This is a genomic window from Glaciecola sp. 33A (genome assembly GCF_002836745.1).
GTDB lineage: Bacteria > Pseudomonadota > Gammaproteobacteria > Enterobacterales > Alteromonadaceae > Glaciecola.
Window position 1 is genome coordinate 223451 of sequence record NZ_PJAR01000024.1, and the last position, 24480, is coordinate 247930.

At 41.9% G+C, this 24480-nt stretch carries 18 protein-coding genes; 8 read left to right on the forward strand and 10 right to left on the reverse strand.

All coding sequences use genetic code 11. From position 1 onward, the window contains the following. Positions 1–2: 2 nt before the first annotated feature. A complete protein-coding gene (gene hisD, locus CXF81_RS01460) occupies positions 3–1277 on the reverse strand; it encodes a histidinol dehydrogenase (RefSeq protein WP_101179446.1) in 1275 nt (424 codons plus the stop codon). A gap of 120 nt (positions 1278–1397) precedes the next feature. Between hisD and CXF81_RS01465 the strand changes: the two genes are divergently transcribed. The 4 genes from CXF81_RS01465 to CXF81_RS01480 all read left to right on the forward strand — a co-directional run bounded on the left by CXF81_RS01465 (position 1398) and on the right by CXF81_RS01480 (position 3857). Further along, positions 1398–2138 carry an SDR family NAD(P)-dependent oxidoreductase gene (locus tag CXF81_RS01465; protein ID WP_101179448.1) on the forward strand — a complete coding sequence of 247 codons (741 nt, stop codon included), beginning with the start codon at positions 1398–1400 and terminating at the stop codon, positions 2136–2138. Between the two features lie 26 nt (positions 2139–2164). Further along, positions 2165–3184, forward strand: coding sequence for a cupin domain-containing protein (locus tag CXF81_RS01470; protein WP_101179449.1), 1020 nt, complete (start codon positions 2165–2167; stop codon positions 3182–3184). 128 nt (positions 3185–3312) lie between these two features. Further along, on the forward strand, positions 3313–3627 hold the full coding sequence (locus CXF81_RS01475) for a hypothetical protein (protein WP_101179450.1): 315 nt from the start codon (positions 3313–3315) through the stop codon (positions 3625–3627). Positions 3628–3662: 35 nt separating this feature from the next. Next, entirely contained in the window at positions 3663–3857 is a 195-nt protein-coding gene (locus CXF81_RS01480) for a hypothetical protein (protein WP_101179451.1), read from the forward strand. Between the two features lie 47 nt (positions 3858–3904). Here the strand turns inward: CXF81_RS01480 and CXF81_RS01485 are convergent, their stop codons facing one another. The 3 genes from CXF81_RS01485 to CXF81_RS01495 form a co-directional block, all read right to left on the reverse strand. After that, on the reverse strand, positions 3905–5881 hold the full coding sequence (locus CXF81_RS01485; RefSeq protein ID WP_101179453.1) for a phytase: 1977 nt from the start codon (positions 5879–5881) through the stop codon (positions 3905–3907). Then, complete coding sequence (locus CXF81_RS01490; protein WP_101179454.1) at positions 5878–6921, reverse strand: tartrate-resistant acid phosphatase type 5 family protein; 1044 nt, start codon at positions 6919–6921, stop codon at positions 5878–5880. Before CXF81_RS01490 ends, CXF81_RS01485 begins: the two co-directional genes overlap by 4 nt. Positions 6922–7007: 86 nt before the next feature. Further along, positions 7008–9701, reverse strand: coding sequence for a TonB-dependent receptor (locus tag CXF81_RS01495; protein ID WP_101179456.1), 2694 nt, complete (start codon positions 9699–9701; stop codon positions 7008–7010). Positions 9702–10064: 363 nt separating this feature from the next. Between CXF81_RS01495 and CXF81_RS01500 the strand changes: the two genes are divergently transcribed. Further along, positions 10065–10964 carry a diguanylate cyclase gene (locus tag CXF81_RS01500; RefSeq protein ID WP_101179457.1) on the forward strand — a complete coding sequence of 300 codons (900 nt, stop codon included), beginning with the start codon at positions 10065–10067 and terminating at the stop codon, positions 10962–10964. Further along, complete coding sequence (locus CXF81_RS01505) at positions 10964–11974, forward strand: AraC family transcriptional regulator (RefSeq protein WP_101179459.1); 1011 nt, start codon at positions 10964–10966, stop codon at positions 11972–11974. Before CXF81_RS01500 ends, CXF81_RS01505 begins: the two co-directional genes overlap by 1 nt. 34 nt (positions 11975–12008) lie before the next feature. Here CXF81_RS01505 and CXF81_RS01510 read toward each other — a convergent pair whose 3' ends face one another. The 5 genes from CXF81_RS01510 to CXF81_RS01525 form a co-directional block, all read right to left on the reverse strand. Next, positions 12009–14195 (reverse strand): TonB-dependent receptor domain-containing protein, encoded by a 2187-nt coding sequence (locus CXF81_RS01510; RefSeq protein WP_101179460.1) that lies wholly within the window; start codon positions 14193–14195, stop codon positions 12009–12011. 220 nt (positions 14196–14415) lie between these two features. Then, entirely contained in the window at positions 14416–14574 is a 159-nt protein-coding gene (locus tag CXF81_RS19750) for a hypothetical protein (protein WP_157825471.1), read from the reverse strand. Positions 14575–14663: 89 nt separating this feature from the next. After that, positions 14664–16010 (reverse strand): MATE family efflux transporter, encoded by a 1347-nt coding sequence (locus CXF81_RS01515; RefSeq protein WP_232771737.1) that lies wholly within the window; start codon positions 16008–16010, stop codon positions 14664–14666. Positions 16011–16759: 749 nt separating this feature from the next. Next, entirely contained in the window at positions 16760–18277 is a 1518-nt protein-coding gene (gene glpD / locus CXF81_RS01520) for a glycerol-3-phosphate dehydrogenase (protein ID WP_101179862.1), read from the reverse strand. A gap of 179 nt (positions 18278–18456) precedes the next feature. Continuing rightward, positions 18457–19215, reverse strand: a complete 759-nt coding sequence (locus CXF81_RS01525; protein WP_101179461.1) for a DeoR/GlpR family transcriptional regulator — start codon at positions 19213–19215, stop codon at positions 18457–18459. 204 nt (positions 19216–19419) lie between these two features. Here CXF81_RS01525 and glpK point away from each other — a divergent pair, with 204 nt between their 5' ends. Beyond that, on the forward strand, positions 19420–20901 hold the full coding sequence (glpK, locus tag CXF81_RS01530; protein ID WP_101179463.1) for a glycerol kinase GlpK: 1482 nt from the start codon (positions 19420–19422) through the stop codon (positions 20899–20901). Positions 20902–21228: 327 nt separating this feature from the next. Next, complete coding sequence (locus tag CXF81_RS01535) at positions 21229–22326, forward strand: ABC transporter ATP-binding protein (RefSeq protein ID WP_101179464.1); 1098 nt, start codon at positions 21229–21231, stop codon at positions 22324–22326. Positions 22327–22356: 30 nt separating this feature from the next. Here CXF81_RS01535 and CXF81_RS01540 read toward each other — a convergent pair whose 3' ends face one another. Then, positions 22357–24243: a sigma-54-dependent Fis family transcriptional regulator gene (locus CXF81_RS01540; protein WP_101179465.1), complete on the reverse strand. Its 1887-nt coding sequence runs from the start codon at positions 24241–24243 to the stop codon at positions 22357–22359. Positions 24244–24480 lie beyond the last annotated feature (237 nt).

A 24480-nucleotide genomic window follows, 5' to 3' on the forward strand; every position in this document is an offset into this window, starting at 1 on the left:
TATTATTTCTCGTATCTTCTCAGTCGAATGTCAGCTTGTTCTTTATGTCCAGCAAATCCTTCTACAGCACACAATCTAGAACAGTAATTGCCAACCACTACAGAGGCTTCTTCGGTAATATATTGGAAAGTACATGTTTTAATGAATTTCCCAACCCATAATCCACCAGTATAGCGCGCTGCCTTCTTAGTTGGTAGTGTATGGTTTGTGCCAATGCATTTATCGCCGTAGGACACGTTCGTCTCGGGTCCTAAAAATAACGCCCCAAAGTTTTGCATATTATCTTTGAAATAGTCTACGTTTCTGGTCATTACCTGCACGTGTTCAGATGCGAGGTTATTTGCAGCGTCTAGCATTTCTTCGTAAGTGTCGCACACAATCACTTCACCGAAGTCCCGCCATGCTTGTCCGGCAATCTCGCCGGTCGGTAATATCGTTAACTGGCGTTCAACCTCTAACATGGTTTCTTTTGCTAGCGCTTCACTATTGGTTATCAGCACGACTGGCGAAGTTGGTCCATGCTCTGCCTGACCTAGTAAATCTGCTGCACATAATTCGCCATCGACACTGTCATCAGCGATGACTAATGTTTCGGTGGGGCCAGCAAACAAGTCAATACCAACACGTCCGAATAGCTGGCGCTTAGCCTCTGCGACAAAGGCATTACCTGGGCCAACAATCATGTCTACAGGTGCAATGGTTTGGGTACCAATGGCCATTGCTGCCACCGCTTGCACGCCGCCAAAGCAATATATTTCATCCGCTCCCGCCATATCCATAGCAACAACAATGGCTGGTGATGGTTTACCATCGAAAGGAGGTGCACAGGCAATAACCCGTTTTACGCCAGCTACCTTAGCGGTCACTACGCTCATATGGGCCGATGCAACGAGGGGATATTTGCCACCAGGGACATAGCAACCAACCGACTCCATCGGAATGTGTTTATGACCAAGGGTAACGCCCGGTAGCGTTTCTACTTCAACATCTTTCATTGAGTCACGTTGAATTTGAGCAAAGTTTCTAACCTGTGCTTGCGCCCAACGAATATCGGAAATAACTTGCTCATCAAGTTCGGAATAACACGCCGCTATTTCCTCTTTTGAGAGACGAAATGACTTGGGAGACCACTGATCGAATTTTTCTGAATATTCTCTGACCGCTTCATCACCCTTGTTCTCTATATTACTAATGATGTCCTCAACAATAGTCTGTACTTTTTTGTTTGACGCTACCTTCTCTTCTTGAGTAGGGCCTTTCTTTAAATACTTAATCATTCTGGTGCTCCAAAGCATAATTATAAACGCGTAATTTCAACAAATTCCTTGCTATTCAAATTATCCTACTTAATAATGACTTCGAATGCAAAGTATAATTTTAAGGTAAAAGGTAAACTGATGTCAGGGTTTAGCAACGATCTATTAGCAGGGAAATCGATTTTAGTCACAGGCGCAGGGAAAGGAATAGGCCGAGCGTGCGCTCTTTTAGCGGCGCAATCTGGCGCGCATGTAATTGCGGTCGCTAGAACGCATGCAGACCTCGCTAGTTTGCAACAATTAGCGCCTCAAAATATTGAAATTTGGGAAGATGATGTTACTAACGATTCATTTATTCAACGAATTCAAAAATTAAACAAATTAGATGGCTTAGTCAACAATGTCGGTATTAACCGTGTGGCCCCCTTCCTTGAGCAGGAGGAGCAAGACTTAGACGATGTGGTTGATATAAACATTAAAAGTATGTACCGAACCGCAAAAGCGGCAGCCGCTAAAATGAAAGTCTCTGGAGGCGCAATTGTTAATATGTCGTCACAAATGGGGTTTGTAGGCTCACCTAACCGCACTCTTTATTGTATGTCCAAACACGCGGTTGAAGGATTGAGCAAAGCCATGGCTGTCGAGTTGGCTGAAAAACATATTCGTGTGAATACAGTCGCCCCCACATTTGTGCTAACTCCGCTAACTGAACCGATGTTTGAAAATCCAGAATTCAAGAAATTTGTTTATGAAATGATCCCGATGAAATCGCTAGCAAGCACAGATGATGTTGCAAATGCTTGCGTATTTTTATTAAGTAAACTGTCGGCAATGATTACAGGAACCTGTATCAAAGTTGACGGCGGCTGGACTGCACGTTAGCCATTTCATTTAAAAGAGGAAAAATAATGTCTTTAAAAGAAAGAACAGTTCGTTATGACGAATTAAAAGCCTGTATGACAGCCTTCATAGATACTCGCAGTCCAGGTTCAGACAAAAAGGAAAACTTCACGATAATTGGACCGGGCGTGGCTGAGAATCCGGAACAACATGTGCACATCGGTATTCCTCACGGATTTAATATTGGTGGCGCACGCCAACCTGCTGGATGTTTAAACTCTCAGCATAGTCATTTAACCGAAGAAGTATTTCTTGTACATACCGGTAAATGGGATTTTATGTCGGGTGTGACGGGTAAAGATGGATGTATTACATTGTCTGCAGGGGACGTCATTTCAATTCCTACCGATATATTTAGAGGCTTTGAATGTATTGAAGGATTGCTAGACGGGCAACATAAAGGATTAGGGTATTTGCACGCAGTATTAGGAAAAGATGATCCTGGTCGCGTGTTATGGACGCCCGATGTTTTCGATTTGGCCACAGAATATGGACTTGTATTGCTAGCGGATGGTTCTCTGGTAGACACAAATAAAGGTCAAACCATTCCTGATAATAGTTCCCCTATGCCGGTTACATCAAAAGAACAGATTGCGACGCACCGTATAGTGAACAGCAAAGACTTAATTGACATTGTTCTGCATAAGGACGATTTTAACTGGCAGAATGATACTTTAATGTCTCAGTTTGACGGTGTTCAAGAAGCATCATTGGTTGGTCTAGCTTCAGCACAAGAACATATCAAGGCATCTAAACTTAATTGGTCTCATGGTTTTGTGATGCGTGCTCTTAAACTACAACCTAATGCAGTTATTCAAGCACATACACGCTCAGAAGAAGAGGTGATTTTTGTACATAAAGGTAGCTTGACGATGAAGGTAGACAATGAAGTTATTATACTCAGCGAAGGTGATAATTTCAGCACACCAATCGGCAATGTTCGTGACTTTGAAAATACGGGTAAACAAGACTGTATTGTCTATATAACTAGGCGAGGGGATGTACCCGAGATTCCAAATTTTGTTTGAATGAATTAACCTGTTTCAGTACATTATATTACCACCCACAAAATATTGGTTTGTGGGCTTTGCCATTATTGAAGATCTAATTTAAAGCGACTTGAGTATCAATTGCACATCAGTTGAAGGTGATATTTATGACTAAAACCGTATCTGAGAGCTTAAGCTCGTTAATAGATCAGTACTTGGTTATGACCAGAGATGTAATGCCAAAAATGGCATGTGAACCTGCAAACAATTGGCCGGTAAGGCACGATCACTGTTTTCAGCGCATAGTGCTTGATTCAGTATGCCAAAGAGTGTGGTATGAGAGCATTAAGCGTCCAGCATACAAACACTTGGATTACGCGCAGGCTAAACTTGCGGTCACTCTGTGTAATCAAATCATTGCAGGTCAGATTGATTTGTCACTGTTGAATTTACAGTCGCTTACTTGGCGTGGCAAACGCTAATTAATGTTTTAAATAACCAGGTATACCACGTTCCTATGCCCAAACGTACTTCATTAAAAGATGCCAAACTAATAGACGATGCTAGTGATATTGAGGGCGTCGTTTCTGATAAACGTTCAGGATGGCGCGCAAATGCGGCAACCGCGCGTCGCCGCCAGAGACGCTACAAAAGGCGTCTGGTTGGTGAGTTAGTAAACCTAACACAAGAAGACGAGTTTGATTCTGAGTAATAGTAAGGTGTTTTGTTGTGCATAATAGCGGCGAGGTCTAGCTTGCTCTATTGAGCAAGCTGTCTTATTTTTAGTGTAATAAAATCATATAGGTATTCACCAGAAACGAGTTTGAAATTTTGCGGTGCCATTGGCATTACATTTCTACCATCTTGCACCACCAGTAAGCCTTTTGGAAACCTATCGCTTAGCGCAACACTGGTCACTTCAATCCCATCCGTTTCAGATACCGCATCAATACCTAAGGCTTTGTTTGCGCTTATTTCAAATACGCCCAACAGTTCATTATCAGCATCGATGCGATAAATAGCAAACCGATTATTTCCTTGGCTGGATACCACCAAAAACTTTTCGCCATCGATGCTGTAAATACCCATCCCTTCAATGTCTGGCTTCACAGGTGCGTGGGCTTTTGCAATAAGAACAGGTTGTTCATTGATGTTATCGAGCTGCATTTTCCAAACCCCTGTCGATTCTTCACCAAAAAATAAGCGCTTGGTATCGTCATCTACTACGCAGCCCTCAGGTTGACTATTGGCTCTGAAATAGTCAATTTTTTTAGCGCTAATATCGCTAATATCGATGGTTAGTTGGTAGCGATTAAATTGACCGTCCGTATCGTTAATAATTACCTCTAGCTGACCATCGTGCTGATACAAGCAAAGACCATAAACATCATTTAAGTCTGTTGGAATGTCTGTTAAGTGTTTGGCAACGCCGAACTCATTAATACTAAAAACCGACATCGATTGATTTGACCGATTGCTGGCCACCGCAATGTCTTTGTATTGACCGTCGATCAATATGTTTTGACGAATGTCGATGTTATTTATTTTACCCACCGGTAAGGTTTGTACTAACTCACCGCGTAAACTATAAATATTTAAACCATACTTTTTATCGGTGCTAAATATCAAACTTTTATCGGGTTGACTGTCATTTATCCAAATAGCGGGGTCGTCTGCAGCATCGCCAAAGCGTTGCACTGAATCAGTTTCAGCAACAGCATAAAACGTCTCTACTGCAGCAAAATCGGTTTGATGAGCTTCAGCCTGTTGATTCGAAAGCGCGCCTTGATTATGCTGGTCAGCCAGCCAATCAATTTCCACAGCGTACAATTGTTGCTTATTCTCATCGTATCCCCCGAGCAATAATTTAGCTGTGTTTGTCGCAATATTAATAGAGTTTAACCGGACATCGCTGGGTAAGCTGATATCTCGACGCGCAGGCATTAAATTAGTATCTTCATTGGGATCGAAGACCCAAATTTTATCACTGTCAGGGCTTGCTGCAAAAACATAACCTGACGAATGCGTACTGATACTTTCCACCTCTCCAGAGGCTGTAAAAGGGATCAATTGACGTTCGTTTTCGCCTTCGCTGAGCGCATCATATTGCCATATTCCAATTTCTTCCTCTGCTATTAATAATTGATGTGTTTTATCTATAACTGCACAATCAGACATATTAGGACCAATATTTAAAGAGCGAATGGTTTGTAAACTGGCGGAAAATTGATTATCGATAAGCTCAATATCAATCGCGTGATGTTGCAGAATACCCAAGGTGTCAATTGAAAATAAAGACAAGCCATCACTCGTGTTACCGAGGCATAAGCCTTCAATATCCGATTCATTTGCAGGCAAACTCGCCAATTCATTAAATGAGGCTCGCGCGGGGTCAAAATGCAGAACATGGATAGCCGAAGTATCGTTGTCTAAGGCCGCAATTAATACCAGTTCCGGTTGTTGCACTGATATACGCCAATCGATTGTTGCCACCTTCCCATTCCAATTACTTATTGGCGCAAAGTCAGGGTTTATCCATGTTAAACCCTGAGCTGCATCGACAACTAACCAACCCTTGTGATTAGACAAATAAACTGGATGCGCTTCTTGCCCCTGACTATTTATCTGCTTAAATGACACTATCTTGCTGGCGGTCGTATTTTGAACAGTGTTGATATGACAACCACTGAGCAAAATCAAAGACAATAAAATATAAATACATTGGGTTATTCTCATTTGGTTTCTCGCTCTATGTTGTAACGGTAAACAACGTTGCCGTTGTCACCAATAAACTGCACTACAAGAGCATCAGTGCCAATAGACAGAGCAGCAAAACCAGCGCTAGAGGATGAAAAACGAGTGAAATCTACTGTTCCTGTCGGACGCAATTTTGAGCCAGCACCTGAAATAAAATGTTCAACAGTTTTACCTTTCACTTGGTTGTGCTGCAGGTCATGTTCGTGACCTGCAAAGTAGGCATGCACTCGGTATTTTTCTAAAATAGGCTCTAGTACTGATTTGATCCCGTCAGTAGCACCATAGCGTTTACCACTTGAATACAATGGATGGTGCCCAAACACAATGCGCCAGTCCGCCTTACTGCTGGATAAAGTTTGATGCAGCCATACTAGTTGGGCATCAGCGTCTTGTTTTTGAGTTTCTTGGTACTTAGTCTCACTCTTATAGTCAGGATTAAGTGGACTGGTATCAATAAACAGTAAATGTGCCTGCGTTCCGTCATCAAGCGTAATCCGTTTTTCATAATACTGTGCTGGCAACTCCCAACGTCGACTCACTTGACTGTAGTCAATTTGGGCTTGCCAATTACCTCTATAATCGTGGTTTCCTAAGGTAGGATACCAATCGATAAACAAATTAGGACCCCGATAAACTTGCTCAAACGAGGTATTCCAAATAGGGTCGTGAATTGATGCCACTCCGTTATCGTAGAAGTTGTCACCGGTAGTAACTACCATTTCTGCATCTAGATAATGAGATGCAATATCCATCCATTTAGCCACTGAACGTTGCGCATAATGTCCATTTCTGCCCCAGTCTCCAAGTATCAATAAATCAACATCCGAGTCGTCGGCATACAGTTGTCCGATCTCATGGGCTTGGTAATATTTATCATCATAGCTTTGTTCATCATAGCTTTGTTCATCATAGCCTTGTTCATTACTTAATGGCTGCGCAGCAAGCGTTGGCGTAATCGTGATTAACTGCCACAAAGCAATCAATAGGTAAATCGAACATGATTTAGATATCTGACTCATAAATTCCTCAAAATGATGCAAGTCATCAACTGGGCCGATGACTCGCTATGCTTGTTATACGTTTCGGTAACTTAAATTTTAATTAATTATAATTGCCAGCGAAATCCTATCTCGAAAGTGCGGCCATACTCTTCGAATTGGGCATTCCTGTTGCGCATATCAAAGTAGTTATAAAAACCCTCGTTGGTTAAATTAATGGCATTAGCATAAATATTGAGGTCGTCATTAATGAAATATTTACCGGAGAAATCTATATGTTGATAATCATCTTCAATACGCAACATATCACCATCAATCTCTTCTAAGTTATCACTCTTATAGGACATAGTTAGGCGCAGAGACCACTTATTATTCTCATATCCCACGGTGAGATTTCCAATCCTATCTGATTGGTTTGGCAAGTCGGTTTCAAATTTTTCGCCGTCTAAAAAGGTCGTTGCATCTGTACTTGAAAAAGTCGCGTTAGCGGCAAGTAATAAGCCATTATCAAACGCCTTTACCCAAGACAATTCGATTCCGGTTAATGTCGCCTTATCTCCATTAAGCGGCTGAAAAACTTCCTTAAAACCCTGCCATTGCTCGGTGCCCGCGACATCTGCAACTATAATGAAGTTATCAATTTCTTTATAGAATAGGCCCGCTGATAATACGCCAATAGTGCCGGGGTAGTATTCAAGGGATAAATCAAAGTTGTCAGATTCGTAGGGTTGCAACTGCGGATTTCCTACTTCGGCCTCGCGCTCTGTAACAAATTCACCATCATCCTCCTCTGTGTTTGACTCAATAATTTGAAACGCCGCGGATTGTTCAAATATTGGGCGTGAAATCGTTTGTGAAAATGCGCCGCGCAACATCACTTCATCGGAAAAAGCATAGCGGGCATTTATGCTAAATAACAGGTAGTCATAATCTCGCTCAGTAACCCAAGGAGTGTTAACGACTTCTTCTATGTCATTTTCCTCATCATTAATTAGTTCGACACGCGTACCGGAGGTGGTGAATTCAGTTTTTTCATATCGAATGCCGGCGACAAGTCGCAGTTTATTCCAATCAAATTGGCTCATGACATAAGCCGCAAAAATGTCTTCAGTGCTGATATATGAAGCACCATTGGATTCAACTTCTGAATCTAATGCGTCAAGCTCTAACGAGGGTAGCTGTTGTGCAAAGTCTTCCCTAAGCAGCCCTCGGTTTAAACCGGGACCAAAACTGCCGAGCCCATAGTTGAGTTCATCGGTAGCGAATCTGCTCGCGTCTACACTGTCAAAGTCACCACCATAGATACTTATATTAGCTCTTGCTGATTTCTCACGTTGACGGTATTTAAGACCAGATTTAACTAGGGTAAGACCATTTTTGTTTTCAAAAGACTTAGTAATATTCCCTTGAATGCTGGTCTCAATATCCTTCGCTAGATTTCCCTCAAAACTAATTTCATCAAGATCGTAATTGGCTAAATCGTTAGCCATCGCGTTAACCGAAATTTGTGGTATCTGACGTGCTAAGTTTGCCTCTACACTCGGATTTTCTGACACAAAAACGTAGTAAAGCGCGTTAGGTTCTTTCTCATCCGACTTTGCATAGCCTAGTTGATAATCCAGTAACCAAGACCCTCGTTGATGCTCACCGCCGGTTGCTAGTGTGAAGATTGTCTGGGTTTCTTTGCGGTCCTTTGATTCACGTTCTATTTCAGAGTCCTCGCCATCCAGCGTAAAAATATTTGCTTGGCGGAATTCGTCGTCAGAAAATTCACTATACAGTGTGCGCATGAAAAATTCGTCATTGAAATTGGGACGATAATCGAGGTTTATTGCTGTGCCCAAACGTTCCCTAGTGATACTGTAGTGACGTTGTTCGGCCTCATCATCGCCATTTGATTCGATGTTATCAGAGCCAAAATCGCGTTTAAAATAAGACACTGCGGCAGCCACTCCAAAGGTATCATCAATTAATCGAGTTAGGGTAATAGATGCTTTGGGAGCGAGCTTATCACGCAACTGATTTTGACTTAATCCACCTGAGATTATGGTTGTGTCCTGTGTACGGTCAAAGGCGCTAATACTTTTTACATTGATAGCGCCACCAACTGCATCCGCATCCATATCCGCAGATATAGTCTTGGATACTTCTAAGGTTTGGATCAGCTCAGAGGGAATGACATCTAAGGCAACAGACCTTACACCCGCTTCTGGTGAAGGAATATTGAGACCGTTGATCGTGACGCTATTAAGGTTAGGGTCGATGCCTCTGATCCCAACAAAACGCCCTTCACCTTGATCTCTCTCAATAGAAATACCAGGTAATCGTTGCAATGATTCAGCGGCATTTTGATCTGGGAAATCACCAATCGCATCAGCTGACACTACCGATATAATATTACGTGCGTTGCGCTGTTGATTAAGAGCGGTCGCTTTGCCACTGCGTTGACCACGAACTATTATTTCGTCAAGCGCTGCTTCCTGCGCACGCAATTCAATTGTAGGTAATATGTTTTCACCCAAGCTCACAATCACCTTTTGAGTAATAGTTTGCGCGCCTAAATAGGTGATTTTTAATTCATATTCGCCTGCTGGCAGGTTAGGAAAACGAAACGTACCATCAGTTCTAGATAAAGATGTGCGATTTAATTCTTCTATTTCTACTTTAGCACCTGCAAAAACTCGTTGGTTATTTTGGTCTGTCAATTTTCCAAACAGACTCGCGGTTTGCTGTGCCATTGCTAAAGAACCTGCTGCTGCAAGGCCAACTGCCATAGCTAATTTACTTAATTTATTGCGCATACCTTTACCCTTATCTTGTGCATACGATATTAGAAAACGTCGCTCACACTAGATGCGGATTATTACATTGAAGTGACAGTTATTTGACCGTATTACTACATTCTCTCGTTTATCTTCGATTCGTCTTCAGATTAGGGTTCGATGAGCTAGAATGACCCCCCTCGCAAGCGGCACTCTGATTGCTCAATTAATACCTACGCTCAATTAATTACAACATATTCATTTTTGTGTCACATCGCTGAGCCAATATGACCCTTCACAACAATAATTAAGCAGGTGAGGGTGTTTGCTGGATCTTGCCATAATTTAATTTTGTTTATGTTAGTAAGAAATATCAACGATTAATGCCCAGGAGCACACTGCATGAAGTTTGACCTCATTATGCAACATTCACGTTTAGTCATCTTTCACGTGAGCTTATTATTGATGGCGATATTACTATCCAGTATCAGCGGCGAGTTGGTGGTTTTGGCAACGGTAGAATGGTCAGATGTTATTGGCGAAGGCAGCGTTGCACTTCTGACTATATTTTGGACGTTTGCGGTTATGATGAGTCGCCCATCGGGTAAAGTAACAAACTTGCTTGTGATAGGACTGAGTTTAGTTACCTTTTCAGCGATGTTAGATTTATTTGACGAATTTATGGACCCTATTAGCTCTATAAACTGGATTAGCTTATTTGAGTCGATACCTGCGGCTATTGGTATGCTTGTTATGAGTTATGCATTATATCTATGGCATCTAGAGCAATTGGCCCTTAACCAGCAGTTACGCCGACGAGAGCTCGATTATAGATGGCATCAAGAGATTGATGCAGTGACCTTGCTTTATCGTGGCAGCTACTGGAAAGAACGCGCAAGAAAGCTTGCCAGTAATAAGGTACCAGCTTCTATTATCGTCGTTGATGTGGTTAATTTTTCATTTGTTAATACGCAATATGGGATCGTCGAAGGGGATCGTATTTTACGAGAAATTGCCCACTTACTCTTAATGAATATTAGAAAAACGGACTTAGTCTGCCGCTATGCGGGTGATAGATTTGTCATACTGCTGCCAAACACTAAGCTAGAAGATGCCTTATTATTGGTTAATCAAATTCAGTGCAGTATTGAAAGTGTCGCGTTTAAGCCTAGTAGTAAAAAGATTTCTTTATTTACTAAGGTTAAGAGCGTCGTTGGCTGCTTGGCGCTAACTGAAACAATTGAAAATACGCTGAGCCACCTTAATCAAGAACTGGATGAATTAGGCGAGCGAGTAGCCTGATGCTTAGCGGCTGCTTAACCAATAAAACGAAAGCGTTTAACGCAAACTACATGGCGTCTAATTTGTATACACTGGCAACCGCGCGAGGCGCAAACAAAGATAAACTCCTGCATGGTACGGGTATATTTACTGATGACTTTACTAATAATAGATTACTTAGCGCTAAACAACTGTTAATACTTATTCAAAATGCGCAACACTTATGCACAGGTAATGATCTTGCTTTTCAATTTGGCCACAGCTTAGTAAATACCATTGATATACAGCAGCCAGATTTAGTTGCCGCATTAAAAAGCGCAAGTAATTTTGTTGGCTGCATGAGAGTGTTATCGATAATTAATGCTCAAATTTTTCCCTTTATGTCGGCGCACACGTTTAAAGATCGTGAGCATGTTTATATTGTTCTACAAGATTCGATTGGTTTACGAAAAAACCAACGTTTTATGATCGAAGCTAGTTGCACCGCCCTTGTTGCTATATCAAAAATATGCGTTGGACGGCGTTTAAAGTTTTCATTTTTATTCCCATTTTTACGACCAAAACATATTTATGAGTACGAGGAAAACTTAGGCAGCCGGCTCACTTTTTGTCATCCAATGTTAAGTATAAAGATACCCATTTCGGAACTAGAAATACCCTGCCCTGATAGGCATTTAGGATTAAATCGTTATGCGCTTAAAACAGTCATAAATAAACGTTTCTACAAATTTAGTCTGATGGATAAGATACGCAGTCAATTGCGCTCCAAACCCAATCTAAGCTTGCCTGAAATCGCAACATTGAACGGTCTTAGCCCAGCATCGTTAAAACGAGCATTAAAAGTTCATCACATCAGTTTTCAGCAGCTAGTGGATGAGTTGTGTTGTCAAGAAGCCCTATATTATTTACACATACAGAAGCTAAAAAACGAACAAAGCGCGAGTCATATGCGCTTTAATGACGTTAATAATTTTAGACGCGCGGTAAAACGCTGCACTGGCTTAACGCCCAGTGAATTGCGGCAAGCTTAAAATACGCCAGTCTTGCCGCCATCATAATCACTTTCTAAAATTGATATCTGTAGCCTACTTGCAACGAACGTGGCTTACCCACTTGCAAGCCCCCGTGCTGGCGGGTAACTGCGTATTCTTTGTCGAACAGGTTATCCACCACTGCATACAGACTTTGCTTATCATCAATTTGGTAGTTGGCTGATATGTCCACCACGGTTCGTGCTTTCACGCCGTTGTTCTCGTCAATGTTATTATTGCCCGCAACAACTCGCATTTCATCAACATATTTAATCGCGGCTAACACCTGCCAATTATCGCCAGCAATACCGCTTTCTAATTGCCAAGTTACTTTAGGCAAATATGGAATGTCGAAACCTGCTTCCACGCTGCCCCAAAGGCCTAATTCAGACTCAAAGGTTTCTCCAAATTCTGCGCTAGAATACGTATAGTTTAATCGAGTAGGTACGGCAAAACTGTCGAATTCGGCGCGGTGATTGATCACAAATTCAAGGCCTGATATATCTACTTTACCAGCGTTGTATTGCTGACCGATTAAGTCACTGTTACATCCTTGGCTAGCAGTGCAGTTACCATGCAGATTATCAAGTTTAGTTACAAATCCGATCAACTCTCCGTTAACACTGTCGTAGCTAAAACGTCCGCCAAACTCATAATTCCAGCCTTCCTCATTGTCAGCCTTATTGTTACCAGGTGACGGTGGTGCAAACGCTTTTTGTACACCTGCCAACAAAACCCAGTTATCGTTTGCTTGATAAGTGGCGCCGACACTAGGTAAAAATGCGCTAACTTCGTTGTTACGTTCGCTGGGGTCTGCAGAGCGCAGCGGATCAGTTTTGCCCCAATCGTCACGGGCTAAATTCACATTTTCATAGCGAACGCCAGCGGTCACGATAAAATCACCAAAGGTCATTTTGTCTTTAACGAAAAAGCTGTAGGCGTTAGCACTGTCAATTCGGTTTGAATCAGTGCCAGGAACCCCTGCATCAATAACACTCATGGAAAAATCAGCAGCAAGAGCGTATTGATCAACCCACTGAAATCTATCCATCTCATCGTTATGCACTCGAGCGCCAATATTGATTTGATGATTATTTAAATACAACCCGAATTGGCCCTGAATACCGCGTGACAAGTAATCACGGTTATTGGCTTTTAAAGTCACTGTAATATCGTCAGGTGCGCCGCCCATAGAAACAGCAGTATCGAAGTTGCTGGCAATTTCTTCTGCCCCACTGCCCAGACTACTGCCATTTATTTTTGATACTTTGTACCAGTTTCTACCAAAGTCGTTAATGTACGCAATAACACTTAAGTCCATGTTCTCAGAAATAATATAATCGTAATGCACAGACGCATGTTTATGCTCGGTGGACATGTCGTCAAGTTGGGTAGCGGAATAGCGTTGATATGGATTTTCATTAAAATCTTGTTGAGTCAGCCCCACATAGGTCTCATCAGAAGATTCATCGGAATACTTGAGCTTAAATTCTAACTGGTGGCGTTTGTCGTCATCTAAATAAATATCAAATTTAGTCAACAAATCTGTTTTGTTAAAACCGGTATCTTGACCGGAATTGAGGTTTTTAAATCCATCTGCTTGGTAGTTATAAATTTCTACTAGGCCCCCACTAGTTTCATTTCGTCCGCCAACAAACGTGTGTAATTTAGAAAAACCATCGCTTCCAAGTGCTAAATCGAACTTTCCACCCAAGGCGTCTTGTGGAACGGCAGTAGAGACTAAGTTAATAACACCACCGCTGGTACGCGGGCCATATTCAATACTAGAGCCCCCTTTCAGTATTTCAACTGCCTGCATACGGCCAACAGTAGGGAAGTAATATGCCGCCGGACTTGCATAAGGAGCAGGAGCGGCTAGCACACCATCTTCCATTATAGTAATTTTTTCGGAGCGATCAGAACTTGACCCACGCATACCAATGTTGGGGCGTAATCCGTAACCATCTTCTTCCACAAAGTAGACACCGGCGGTAGAGGATAAAATACGCTGAATGTCTGTAGTAGCATAGGTATCTAGCATTTCTTTGCTGATATATGCGCCTGAACCGGGAAGCGCAGATACTGCCGCGGCAGACCCAAAAATGGTGATTTGCTCAATATTATCGGTGTTTGTAACAGCTGTTGATCCAACAGCAGAAGAAGTAAATACAACGCCCATTAATATGGAAGAAATACCTAGGGAAAGCTTAGAAAATTGCAAAAAATTGACTCCTTGTTAAATACATATGTGTCGGCAAGGACGTATTCAAACATAAATACAAATAAGAATCAAACTCATTTGTGTTTATATTATTTTTGGTGTGCTCTGGTTATTGCCCAATAAAGCGCATCATTGTTTAAAAAACGAGATTATTGTGGGTTTATGAATGCGGTAATTGATCGGTAAAATAGACTTCAGTGACTATTATTGTGCTAGGTTATTAGCTTGCCAATATCATTCCTACGATCCTCACTATAGAGGTCAGCGCTGATTTGAGTTCGATTTTATTTACGCCTTTTGCTGCGATATCTTTACGCTGATTAACGCGATTAGCTATTTCGTCAATACAGGCCATAAATGCCTGTTCTATTTCTGGCATCCTCAGTTTGGTAGTACCTGTATCAAGTCGCCATTGACCATGAAACCGACAGCTCGGGTGATAAAGTACTTGTCGAAGTTTGATGCTGTCTAACTCATAGATGCCGCCTTTGAGAGCCTCCGAATTTCTCGCTTTGTATAAAAGTATGCCACCACAGCACTGAGTATCACCACGATAACTATTGTGTAAAACATCGATTCTACCGGATAGCCCCAAAGCACGATGAGCACGTAGTTTATGACTGCAGGGACGACGAGCTGCCTCGCGATACCCAGATACATAGGGAACATGGGCTTGCGCATAGCTTGCAGAACCGCCACACTCTGAAACAGCACCACATAAGCATAGAATGCCAATGTGTCGATCCTGAGATAAGTTACGCCGATGCTCTTTATGGTTTCGTTGTCGGTAAACAGGCGCATCATGAGTGGGGACAAAAAGTACATGACCGGTATAGATACTAATGCCATTACCAGTCCGATTAACAAGCTTTTTTGATACGCTTCGGCTACTCGGGCGTTTTTTCCAGCCCCCATGTTTTGACCTGCAATGGCCATGAGCGCGCTATTCAAACCCAGCGCTGGTAGCAAGAGGACTTGTTCGAGTCGCAAGCCCACTGTGTAACCTGCCACGTAGTTACTGCCAAACTGCCCAATGAGTGCCACTGTGATGAAGCCACCGAGAATAATAGTGAGCATGTTGAAACTGGCAGGCAGTACTTGCTTGAATAGCATTTGCCAGTGCGGCCAGTCAAATTCCGGCCTGATACGAATGTGCAGCCGTTTGGCAAGCACCCGCAATAAATAGAATGCGGTGGCTATCTTGATGACGACCGTGGCTAATGCAAGGCCGGTTACGCCGAGGTTAAAACCGAACATAAATAGCGGGTTTAATGCAAAGTTTGCAAAGAAGCCAATGGCGAGTGCGTTGCGATTAGATTTGGTATCACCTAGCGCCATTAAAGCACCGGCGGCGCCAAAGGAGAGCGTAAAGCCGATAGAACCGGCTAAGGTAACCCACAGATATTCCATGGCTAACGGTTCAATATGAGGTTCCGCACCCAGGAAAACTACCAGTGGTTGCGCGGCGAAAGCACCGATTAAGAACGACAAAATACTGAATCCAATCGCCATGCCGGTGACATTATTAATCCAGCCCTTGACCTCGTTTGTTTCACCGCGCCCTGCACCAGGCGCAATCATGGCTGACGCACCGGCTTGCATTCCGATACCGATGGACAGCAACAGGAAGAAAACGCTGGCGGCTATCGACAAGCCAGCAAGTGCATCGTCAGACAGATAGCCGGCATACCAGATGTCAGTAAGATTGTATAAGGTGTTGAACACCATGCCCATTGAAGCGGGAATAGATAAACGGATCATGTGGCCAATTATTGAGCCGGTGATTAATGTCGGGGCAGGCTGAGTGTGTTTCAAAGTGAAGTTCGCGTAAATAAGCTGGCGGTGCATGCCGCAATTTTCAGCGTAACTAGTCTCATTCTTTACCCTCAAGTATGCTGCTGTTTGATTTTTTCATTGTCTGGTTTACCGCTGCCAACGATTGTAAGAAGAATCAATATTATAAGCGATTTGTGCGCAGAGTTAACCCCCCGTTGGAAAAAATGCTTACAGGCTGGCCCTACCAGTAAATACCCTTGCTATGTCTTCAGCCGTATCACTACTTTGCGCGCACACATATAAGTAATGTGGTTAACCGAGGGGCTAACGAACAGCAGATATTGGCTGGAGCGGGTCTCACATCTGCGCAGTTGCAGCAACTGAAATATCAGGTGTCACCGGCGCAGTTAGCGAGCATCATAAAAAGTTGTTGGCGCGTCAATGGAGACTGCAACAAACGGGTAATAGTGTATTCTGTTACGTGAATGCTAATTTTAAAACAAAAACCATAGAGAATGGGTCAAACAGCCTATTAATCGAGTTTCTGTTATTCACCTTCCACCGATTTCAAGTTGGCTAATCGGCGAGTTTATGCCATTAAATAAAGTATATGTGCAGCACACTAGGCCTGCTCATTATGAAGAATATCGTTTACTGTTTGCGTGAATCCCTTTATCAAGCTCCCTTGCAGTTGTTTAAAAAACAGACAGGGGTATCGCCAAGCACTTATCGTCGTTATCGCTCTTAATAAAGTTAAGTGGCATTGGCAAAGATCACCTGATGTTTGTTTACGCAACCTGTGCTTTTTTCTCTTCATTCAATAGTGATATAACATGTTGAGATAAGTCAGATTTTTGGACAGGGGTTAAGCGAAGCCCCATCTTTGTACGTCGCCATAGTATATCGTCAGCGGTCATTGCCCATTCGTTATCAATCAGATAGTTAACTTCTTTGTCAAATAAGCCAGCGCCGAAATTTTCGCCCAGGTCATCTAGCGAACATGCACCTTGTAAAAGCACGTGTGAATGCGTGCCATAGGTGCGGACATATCTTTTTAGTAATGGCTTTGGAAGAAACGGGTAGGCTAGTTCTAACGTTTCAAGCAATAAGTCTTGGCTTTCAAAATCACCACCGGGTATCGGAGCATCTTTTGTCCATGGAGCCGTTGCTTTAGGAAAATATTTACAAATCTGTGTAACTGCAGATTCTGATAATTTTCTGTAGGTTGTAATTTTTCCGCCGTATACTGACAATAATGGTGCTTTTCCATGCTCGTCTTCCAATTCTAAGGTGTAGTCCCTCGTAATAGCATCAGGAGAGCTGGATTCATCATCCAATAACGGCCTTACACCACTGAAAGAATGCACAACATCTGCAGCTGAAATCTTCTTTTTAAAGTGTTTGTTGACAATATCTACTAAGTATTCAGTTTCCTCTTCACTGATTTCAGCCTCTAAGGGGTTACCGGTGTATTCTACGTCTGTAGTACCAACTAACGAATAATCATCTTCATATGGGAGCACAAAAACGATACGTTTATCTTCGTTTTGCAGAATATAAGCTTGGTCATCATTGTGAATTTTAGGCACTACAAAGTGGCTACCCTTGATTAGACGAATGTTTTTTGGACTTTTCTTCTTAAGTGCGGTGTCGAAAAAGTTTTTCACCCACGGACCTGCTGCATTTATGATGGCTTTCGCTTTAATGTTCTTAATATCACCGTTTAGGGTGTTCTCTAAGGCAATCTCCCACTGGTCATTACTCCGTTTTGCAGACACACATTGCGTGCGAGTGAGAATAGTTGCCCCTTTACTTTGAGCGTCAACGGCATTGAGGGTGACCAATCGAGCGTCATCTACCCAACCATCAGAATACTCAAAGCCTTTATTGATTTCGGCAACCATCGGGCTTTGGTCAGTAAATCTAACGCCACATGAGCCTTTCAATACATTACGTTTAGCCAAGTTATCGTATAAAAATAAGCCCATTCTTATCATCCATGCTGGTCTTAGATGAGGCCGATGTGGCAATATAAAACGCATTGGCCATATAATGTGCGGTGCTTTCTTCAATAAGGTTTCTCGTTCTGCTAGCGCTTGTTTGACGAGTCCGAATTCATAATGCTCTAAGTATCTCAGTCCACCATGTATCAGCTTACTGCTATTGGAGGAAGTTGCTGACGCAAGATCTGCTTTTTCACAAAGCAATACTTTTAAGCCTCGACCTGCAGCATCTACTGTGATCCCTGTTCCATTTACGCCGCCACCAATGACGACCAAGTCATACTCTTCGTGTGTTGTTGTCATTTGTATACCTTTTAATTTCGAAAAAACAAGGTTCATCTAAAGCTGACTGCTTGTTCTTTTAATGTTCTTTTTAATAACATATCACTTATTAACGAATGTATACAAACATTTTCGAACATTAAAGGTGATGTGATAGTAAATATAATTTTATACAATAATATGCAGGAGTTTCTGGCTAGTTATACGATATGTAGATTAACGTCATGGCTGGTAAGAATTGTCTGAATACTCTCTGGTGGTTTGCTGTCAGTTATAAAATCATGCGCTTGATTGATATTACCCAGGCGCACCATGGCATAGCGACCAAACTTTGAACTGTCAGCGGCTAACAATACTCTTCGAGAGTTTTTAATAATAGCTTGCGCAACCTTCACTTCGCGAAAATCAAAGTCTAGCAAGGAGCCGTCGTCCTCGATACCACTGATACCTATAATGCCAAAGTCCATCCTAAATTGATTAATGAATTCTTCAGTGGCTTCGCCGATGACGCCGCCGTCTCTATAACGTACTTCGCCTCCTGCAATTAACACAGAGAAATCTTTTTTCGCGCCCAAAATCCTAGCTACATTTAAATTATTTGTTACCACTTGCAAGTTTTCATGATGTAGCAATGCTTTTGCAATCGTTTCTGTGGTCGTTCCGATGTTAATGAACAACGAAGAACCATTTGGTATCATCTTAACAAGATGCGCCGCTATTTTTTCCTTGGCCTTAAGATCAGTGATCTGTCTTGTACGATAGGAGGTGTTTTCTATGCTGGAAATAGGGCCTGCACCTCCGTGATGACGCCTTAGTTTCTGATTATCAGCTAAATACGATAAGTCACGTCTTATGGTCTGTGGCGTTACTTTAAAATGGACAACCAGCTCTTCAATAGTTACAGAGCCTCTTACTTTAAGAAATGCCAAAATCGATTTATGTCGATGATCTTGCGTCATCCTAACCTCAATTGTTGTAATACCTAAGCACAGTATAAGTGAAATTTAATTGAAATAAAATTGTTAACTAAATCAGTCGAGTAACAATTTATGATGAACTAAAAGGTAATTAATGTTCGTTCAAGTTTGATTGTGAACGTTAAAACCGTGTATAAATAACGTTAACGAACATATTCGAACATTAATTTTAGGTAAACTTCATCCATGGCTTATTACATTCTTTCTATCGATCAAGGGACAACCAGTTCTCGCAGTATATTGTTTGACTTGCAGGGCAATATTGCACATGTTGAACAACAAGAGTTTGAACAGTATTTTCCAGAGGATGGCCGCGTTGAACATAAACCCGATGATATCTGGCAGTCGGTTTTGCATACGACTAAAGCGGTGGTCGAAAAAATTGACGCTAAACAAGACAAAGTCATTGCTATCGGGATTGCTAACCAACGTGAAACAACCCTGGTATGGGATAGAAAGACTGGAGTGCCAATTTACAATGCTATCGTTTGGCAAGACAGGCGAACAAGTGTCATGTGCGAGGGCTTAAAAGCGTTAGGCAAAGAAGATATGATCCGTCGCAAGACAGGTCTATTGATTGACCCCTATTTCTCTGCAACTAAAATTAGTTGGATTTTAAATGAGGTGCCAGGTGCGAAAGAAAAAGCGCACCGTGGAGAGTTAGTATTTGGTACCGTAGACAGCTATTTATTATGGAAGCTGACCGGTGGCGAAGAACATCGCACGGATGCCACCAATGCATCCAGAACAATGTTGTTTAATATTCATACTCAAACTTGGGATGACGAACTATTAGAGCTATTTGACATTTCCAAAGCAATGCTGCCTGAAGTAATGGATTCATCTGACTATTTTGGCGTGTGCGAGTCACATTACTTTGGATATGGAGTACCAATTTTAGGCATTGCTGGTGATCAACAAGCGGCTTTGTTCGGTCAAACATGCTTTAGAGAAGGTATGGCGAAGAGTACTTATGGAACCGGATGTTTTATGATGCTTAATACGGGTAAAAACGCTTTAGTATCAGAAAATAGACTGCTAAGCACGGTAGCATACCGACTAAATGGCGTACCTACTTACGCATTAGAAGGCAGCATATTTGTCGCCGGTGCGACTATTCAGTGGTTACGTGATGGACTGCAATTAATTAAAAAAGCCGGTGAGTCGGAATCTCTCGCTAAACAAACATCCTTAGAACACGGTGTTTATATGGTACCGGCATTTACAGGGTTAGGAGCGCCGTATTGGGATCCGAATGCGCGAGGTGCCATTTTTGGACTCACTAGAGACACCGGTATTAAAGAGATAGTGACAGCAGGTTTGCAGTCAGTTTGTTTTCAGACAAAAGACTTGCAAAAGGCAATGGAGGCTGATGGCGAGCGTCCAGATGTTTTGCGTGTTGATGGCGGGATGGTTGCCAACGGATGGTTAATGCAATTTTTGTCTGATATTTTGGGAGCGACGGTAGATCGATCCACTGTAAGTGAGACGACCGCATTAGGAGTAGCTTACTTAGCCGGTCTGAAGGCCGGTGTATTTGAATCACTTGAAGCACTTGAAAAAAATTGGCAATGTGAAGTGCGATATACACCCACAATGACAAAAGAAAAAAGAGATGGATTTTATAAAGATTGGTGTAAATCGGTCCGTAAAGTGCAAAGTCAATAATGCTTGGTTGATGCGTTTGCTATTCAGTGAGCGCATCGAATTTAGCCCTTCCCTTTGTTTTTTGTAATGCTTTAACCACTCCAACAGTCATTATTTAGCCATGTGTATACTGTATATAAAGAGGCTAAACCGCATCTTTTAAATCAACTTACACTAATGATGGCAATTGCAATTGATTTTGCATTACACTTGTCTCTCTAAATCACAGACGATATCAGGGACGTGTGATCGGTTTGTCCTGAGATTGTATTGTTGCAAGTGTGATAAAACCAATAAACCATGAAAAGAAGTCACGTGTGATTGGTTGTGTGGGAGAGAAGGCGTTACATGACAATTCAGCTATCAAACGTGTCCCTTCGAACAGACAAGGGCCAAGTGTTAAGTGATATCAATTTAACCTTCGAGTCTGGTTCGATAAATATATTGCTGGGGATGCGCGGCATAGCCAGCGGTAAAACGAGCCTACTGAGAGTGATCGCGGGATTAGAAATGTCGCATACCGGCAGTGTGCTTTTTGATAAGGTTGATATCACTAAACTATCAGTACAGATGCGAAACGTTGCTTTTGTGCACCAACAATTTATTAACTACACACATTTAACGGTAAGAGAGAACATTGGTTCTCCTTTATATGTCGCTAAGTTGTCAGCGGACGACGTCAAATCTAAAGTCGACGCTATTGCTAAACAGCTAAATATTGATAGTTGCTTAGAACGGTTTCCCGGTGAGTTATCCGGTGGACAATTACAGAGAACGGCCTTGGCTCGGGCTCTTGTAAAAGATGCTAGAGTTATTCTATTGGATGAGCCCCTGCTAAACCTCGATTATAAATTAAGAGAAGCACTCAGATATGAAATTAGAGATCTGTTGAAAAAAACCGATACAATTGCGGTATATGCTACTAACGATCCCAATGAGGCTCTTGCTTTAGGAGGAAAGGTATTTTTACTTGACGAAGGTAAACTTATTCAGGAGGGGGAAGTGTCAAACGTTTACAGAGAACCGGTTAATATAAAGGCGGCACGCATATTAAATGATCCTGAAATTAATTTGTTTAAAGGGCTTATTAATGAAAATGAGGTGGTCTTTGGTTCCGAATTATATTTTCCAAAAAGCTCGCGCTTTTCTAAATTAAAAATGGGCCAGTATACTTTTGGCATTAAGCCATCGCATTTGAGCTTGCTGCCCTCGCATGATGATGATTTTGAGTTTTCAATGCATGTTGAACTCGCGGAGATAAGTGGTGCAGAGACTTTTTTACACATTGCTAATCGTCATCTAAATTTTCTGGTACATCTTCCCGGTGTGCATGCGTATAAAATCGATGCGCCTATTAAGATCTATCTTCCGATCCTTAAGATGTTTGTCTTCGATGAAGCTAAACACGCTATCATGTTCCCCATAAATGTATCCTTGCCAGCTTAAGCCACGCAAGGGTAGGTGAGTGCTCTTATTTTACTTGATAACATCAGCATTCTTAAGCCGCTTATATACTGTATTTCGACTAACGCTCAACAGTCTTGCTGTCTTTGAAATATTCTGATGGGTATCATTGTATACACGAATGGTTTCGTTTAAAGGATCGCTCTCTGGCTCTGGTGATGCATGCGATCTAAGTTTTGTTTGCAACAGCGTATTCGCTGGCAAGGATGGGGTCATCTTCAGATCCGCAAAAAAGTCATCTGGTAGGTGCCATTCTTGGATCATGCCCTCGTCGCACATGGCTAAAGCAATTTGAATAACACTGACTAGTTGCCTCACATTTCCTGGCCACGGGTGATTATAAAATAATTCAATTACACGGGGGCTTAATTGAGCCGGTTGATGCTGCTCTTTATACATCTGATTTATTTTAGAAAATAACTGGATCTTGTCGGCTCGCTCACGCAAAGGCGGAAGCTCAATATTGAGTCCACTCACCCGATAATATAGGTCCTGTCGAAATAGACCGTTTGCCACATTTTCACGCAGACTTTTGTTAGTGGCAGAAATGAGTTTTATATCGACTGGGTAGCTCTGACTCGAGCCTAAAGGAGTGACACTTCGCTCTTGCAACACTCGTAATAACCGGCCTTGAAGTTTGAGCGGCATTTCGCCTATTTCATCTAAAAACAGAGTGCCAGTATTCGCGTTTCGTATGAGCCCTGGGGCACCTTTTTCACTTGCACCGGTAAAAGCACCTTTAACATATCCAAATAACTCTGACTCAGCGAGTTCGCTGGGAATAGCAGCACAATTAACTGCAACCAATGGGCATCGCTTACGATCACTAAATTGATGTAAAGCCTTGACGAAGACTTCTTTACCGACGCCTGTCTCACCATGGATCAGTATTGGAATGTCCTTATCAATGACTCGTTTAGCTTGTTCTACACAGCGTTCAATACGCTCATCGCCAGAGGAAAAGTCATCCAATGCAATAAAATTTTTGTCTGTCTTAGGTAATGCTTTCTTCTCAAAATTCGGTGTTTGAATTGCAATAACAGATGGGCTTTTAACAATGGCATGCATACGATATTTACCGATTGCCTGAAAACAAACAGGCACTTGATTAGGTAGGTTTTTAATATCATTTAATGACATATCAAAAATAGAACTTACGTCAACCAAAGCCAGTTGCGTATTTAAGATAAGCTCCGCTCGTTTATTCGCAGAGATGATCACACCGTCTTCGTTAAACGCAATTAAGCCGGACCATTGGCTATCTAAGTTGTCGGCATTAGTATTAAAGGATGCTAGATAATTGTTTTTACCAAATTGCGATACAATTAAGCGATTCTCAATTCCTTGAGCCATCAGCTTTACCATCCCAAATGTATGAGCTTGTGGTAGGTAAGCATCGCTAGAGACGTCAAGTACCCCAATTAATTTGCGATTAGCATCATATATAGGACAAGCCGAACCGATCATAAATCGATAAGTGCGAAAATAGTGTTCGTCACGTTGTACTTGTACAGCATCACCACTCTCCAATACGGTCCCAATTGAGTTGGTACCCAAGTGATTTTCTGTCCAATTAACACCCTTTTGAAATACGGGTGAATTTTGCTTAGTAAGAAATCGCGGTTTGCCCCAGCGATTCAAGGCATTGCCATGACTATCGGCCAACAAGATAAGACATTGTGTGTTGGATAAAATATTTTCGTAGTAAGGCAATACTTCCGAATGAGTTGTATCTATAAGGCCCTTGTGTTCTTCGTTTAGCAGTTCTTGATCATAACGAGGCAGTTGCTTTACATCAGGCTGACCGGACTGGCGTAAACCAAGCTGCTCACAACGTGTCCAAGACTGCTTAATAATCTGGCTAAGATCAGATGCCTTCTCTTTCGGATCTATCGCCATTTAACACCTTTTTGCTGTTGTTTTTTTAATAGCCACTGCTGTACAAATTGTTAACATTTATGGTCCTAATTGTAGAATACCCCATATCGCAGCCCCGCTTACACATGCTAAACATATATTAACACTATTGTTCACATTAAATCATCCTTTGAAATTTATGCTTTTAACAAGCATAAATTATTAATTTAAATTATCTATTTATTACAAGTACTTATATCAACGAGTAAATACAAAAGG

Bases quoted from the DNA above. Each gene is read 5' to 3' on its own strand.
- CXF81_RS01525 (WP_101179461.1), bottom strand. From the start codon at position 19,215: ATGACGCAAGATCATCGACATAAATCGATTTTGGCATTTCTTAAAGTA.
- CXF81_RS01485 (WP_101179453.1), bottom strand. From the start codon at position 5,881: ATGAGAATAACCCAATGTATTTATATTTTATTGTCTTTGATTTTGCTC.
- CXF81_RS01470 (WP_101179449.1), top strand. From the start codon at position 2,165: ATGTCTTTAAAAGAAAGAACAGTTCGTTATGACGAATTAAAAGCCTGT.
- CXF81_RS01500 (WP_101179457.1), top strand. From the start codon at position 10,065: ATGAAGTTTGACCTCATTATGCAACATTCACGTTTAGTCATCTTTCAC.
- hisD (WP_101179446.1), bottom strand. From the start codon at position 1,277: ATGATTAAGTATTTAAAGAAAGGCCCTACTCAAGAAGAGAAGGTAGCG.
- CXF81_RS01535 (WP_101179464.1), top strand. From the start codon at position 21,229: ATGACAATTCAGCTATCAAACGTGTCCCTTCGAACAGACAAGGGCCAA.
- CXF81_RS01495 (WP_101179456.1), bottom strand. From the start codon at position 9,701: ATGCGCAATAAATTAAGTAAATTAGCTATGGCAGTTGGCCTTGCAGCA.
- CXF81_RS01480 (WP_101179451.1), top strand. From the start codon at position 3,663: ATGCCCAAACGTACTTCATTAAAAGATGCCAAACTAATAGACGATGCT.
- glpD (WP_101179862.1), bottom strand. From the start codon at position 18,277: ATGACAACAACACACGAAGAGTATGACTTGGTCGTCATTGGTGGCGGC.
- CXF81_RS01475 (WP_101179450.1), top strand. From the start codon at position 3,313: ATGACTAAAACCGTATCTGAGAGCTTAAGCTCGTTAATAGATCAGTAC.
- CXF81_RS01465 (WP_101179448.1), top strand. From the start codon at position 1,398: ATGTCAGGGTTTAGCAACGATCTATTAGCAGGGAAATCGATTTTAGTC.
- glpK (WP_101179463.1), top strand. From the start codon at position 19,420: ATGGCTTATTACATTCTTTCTATCGATCAAGGGACAACCAGTTCTCGC.
- CXF81_RS01540 (WP_101179465.1), bottom strand. From the start codon at position 24,243: ATGGCGATAGATCCGAAAGAGAAGGCATCTGATCTTAGCCAGATTATT.
- CXF81_RS01505 (WP_101179459.1), top strand. From the start codon at position 10,964: ATGCTTAGCGGCTGCTTAACCAATAAAACGAAAGCGTTTAACGCAAAC.
- CXF81_RS19750 (WP_157825471.1), bottom strand. From the start codon at position 14,574: ATGCCAGAAATAGAACAGGCATTTATGGCCTGTATTGACGAAATAGCT.
- CXF81_RS01490 (WP_101179454.1), bottom strand. From the start codon at position 6,921: ATGAGTCAGATATCTAAATCATGTTCGATTTACCTATTGATTGCTTTG.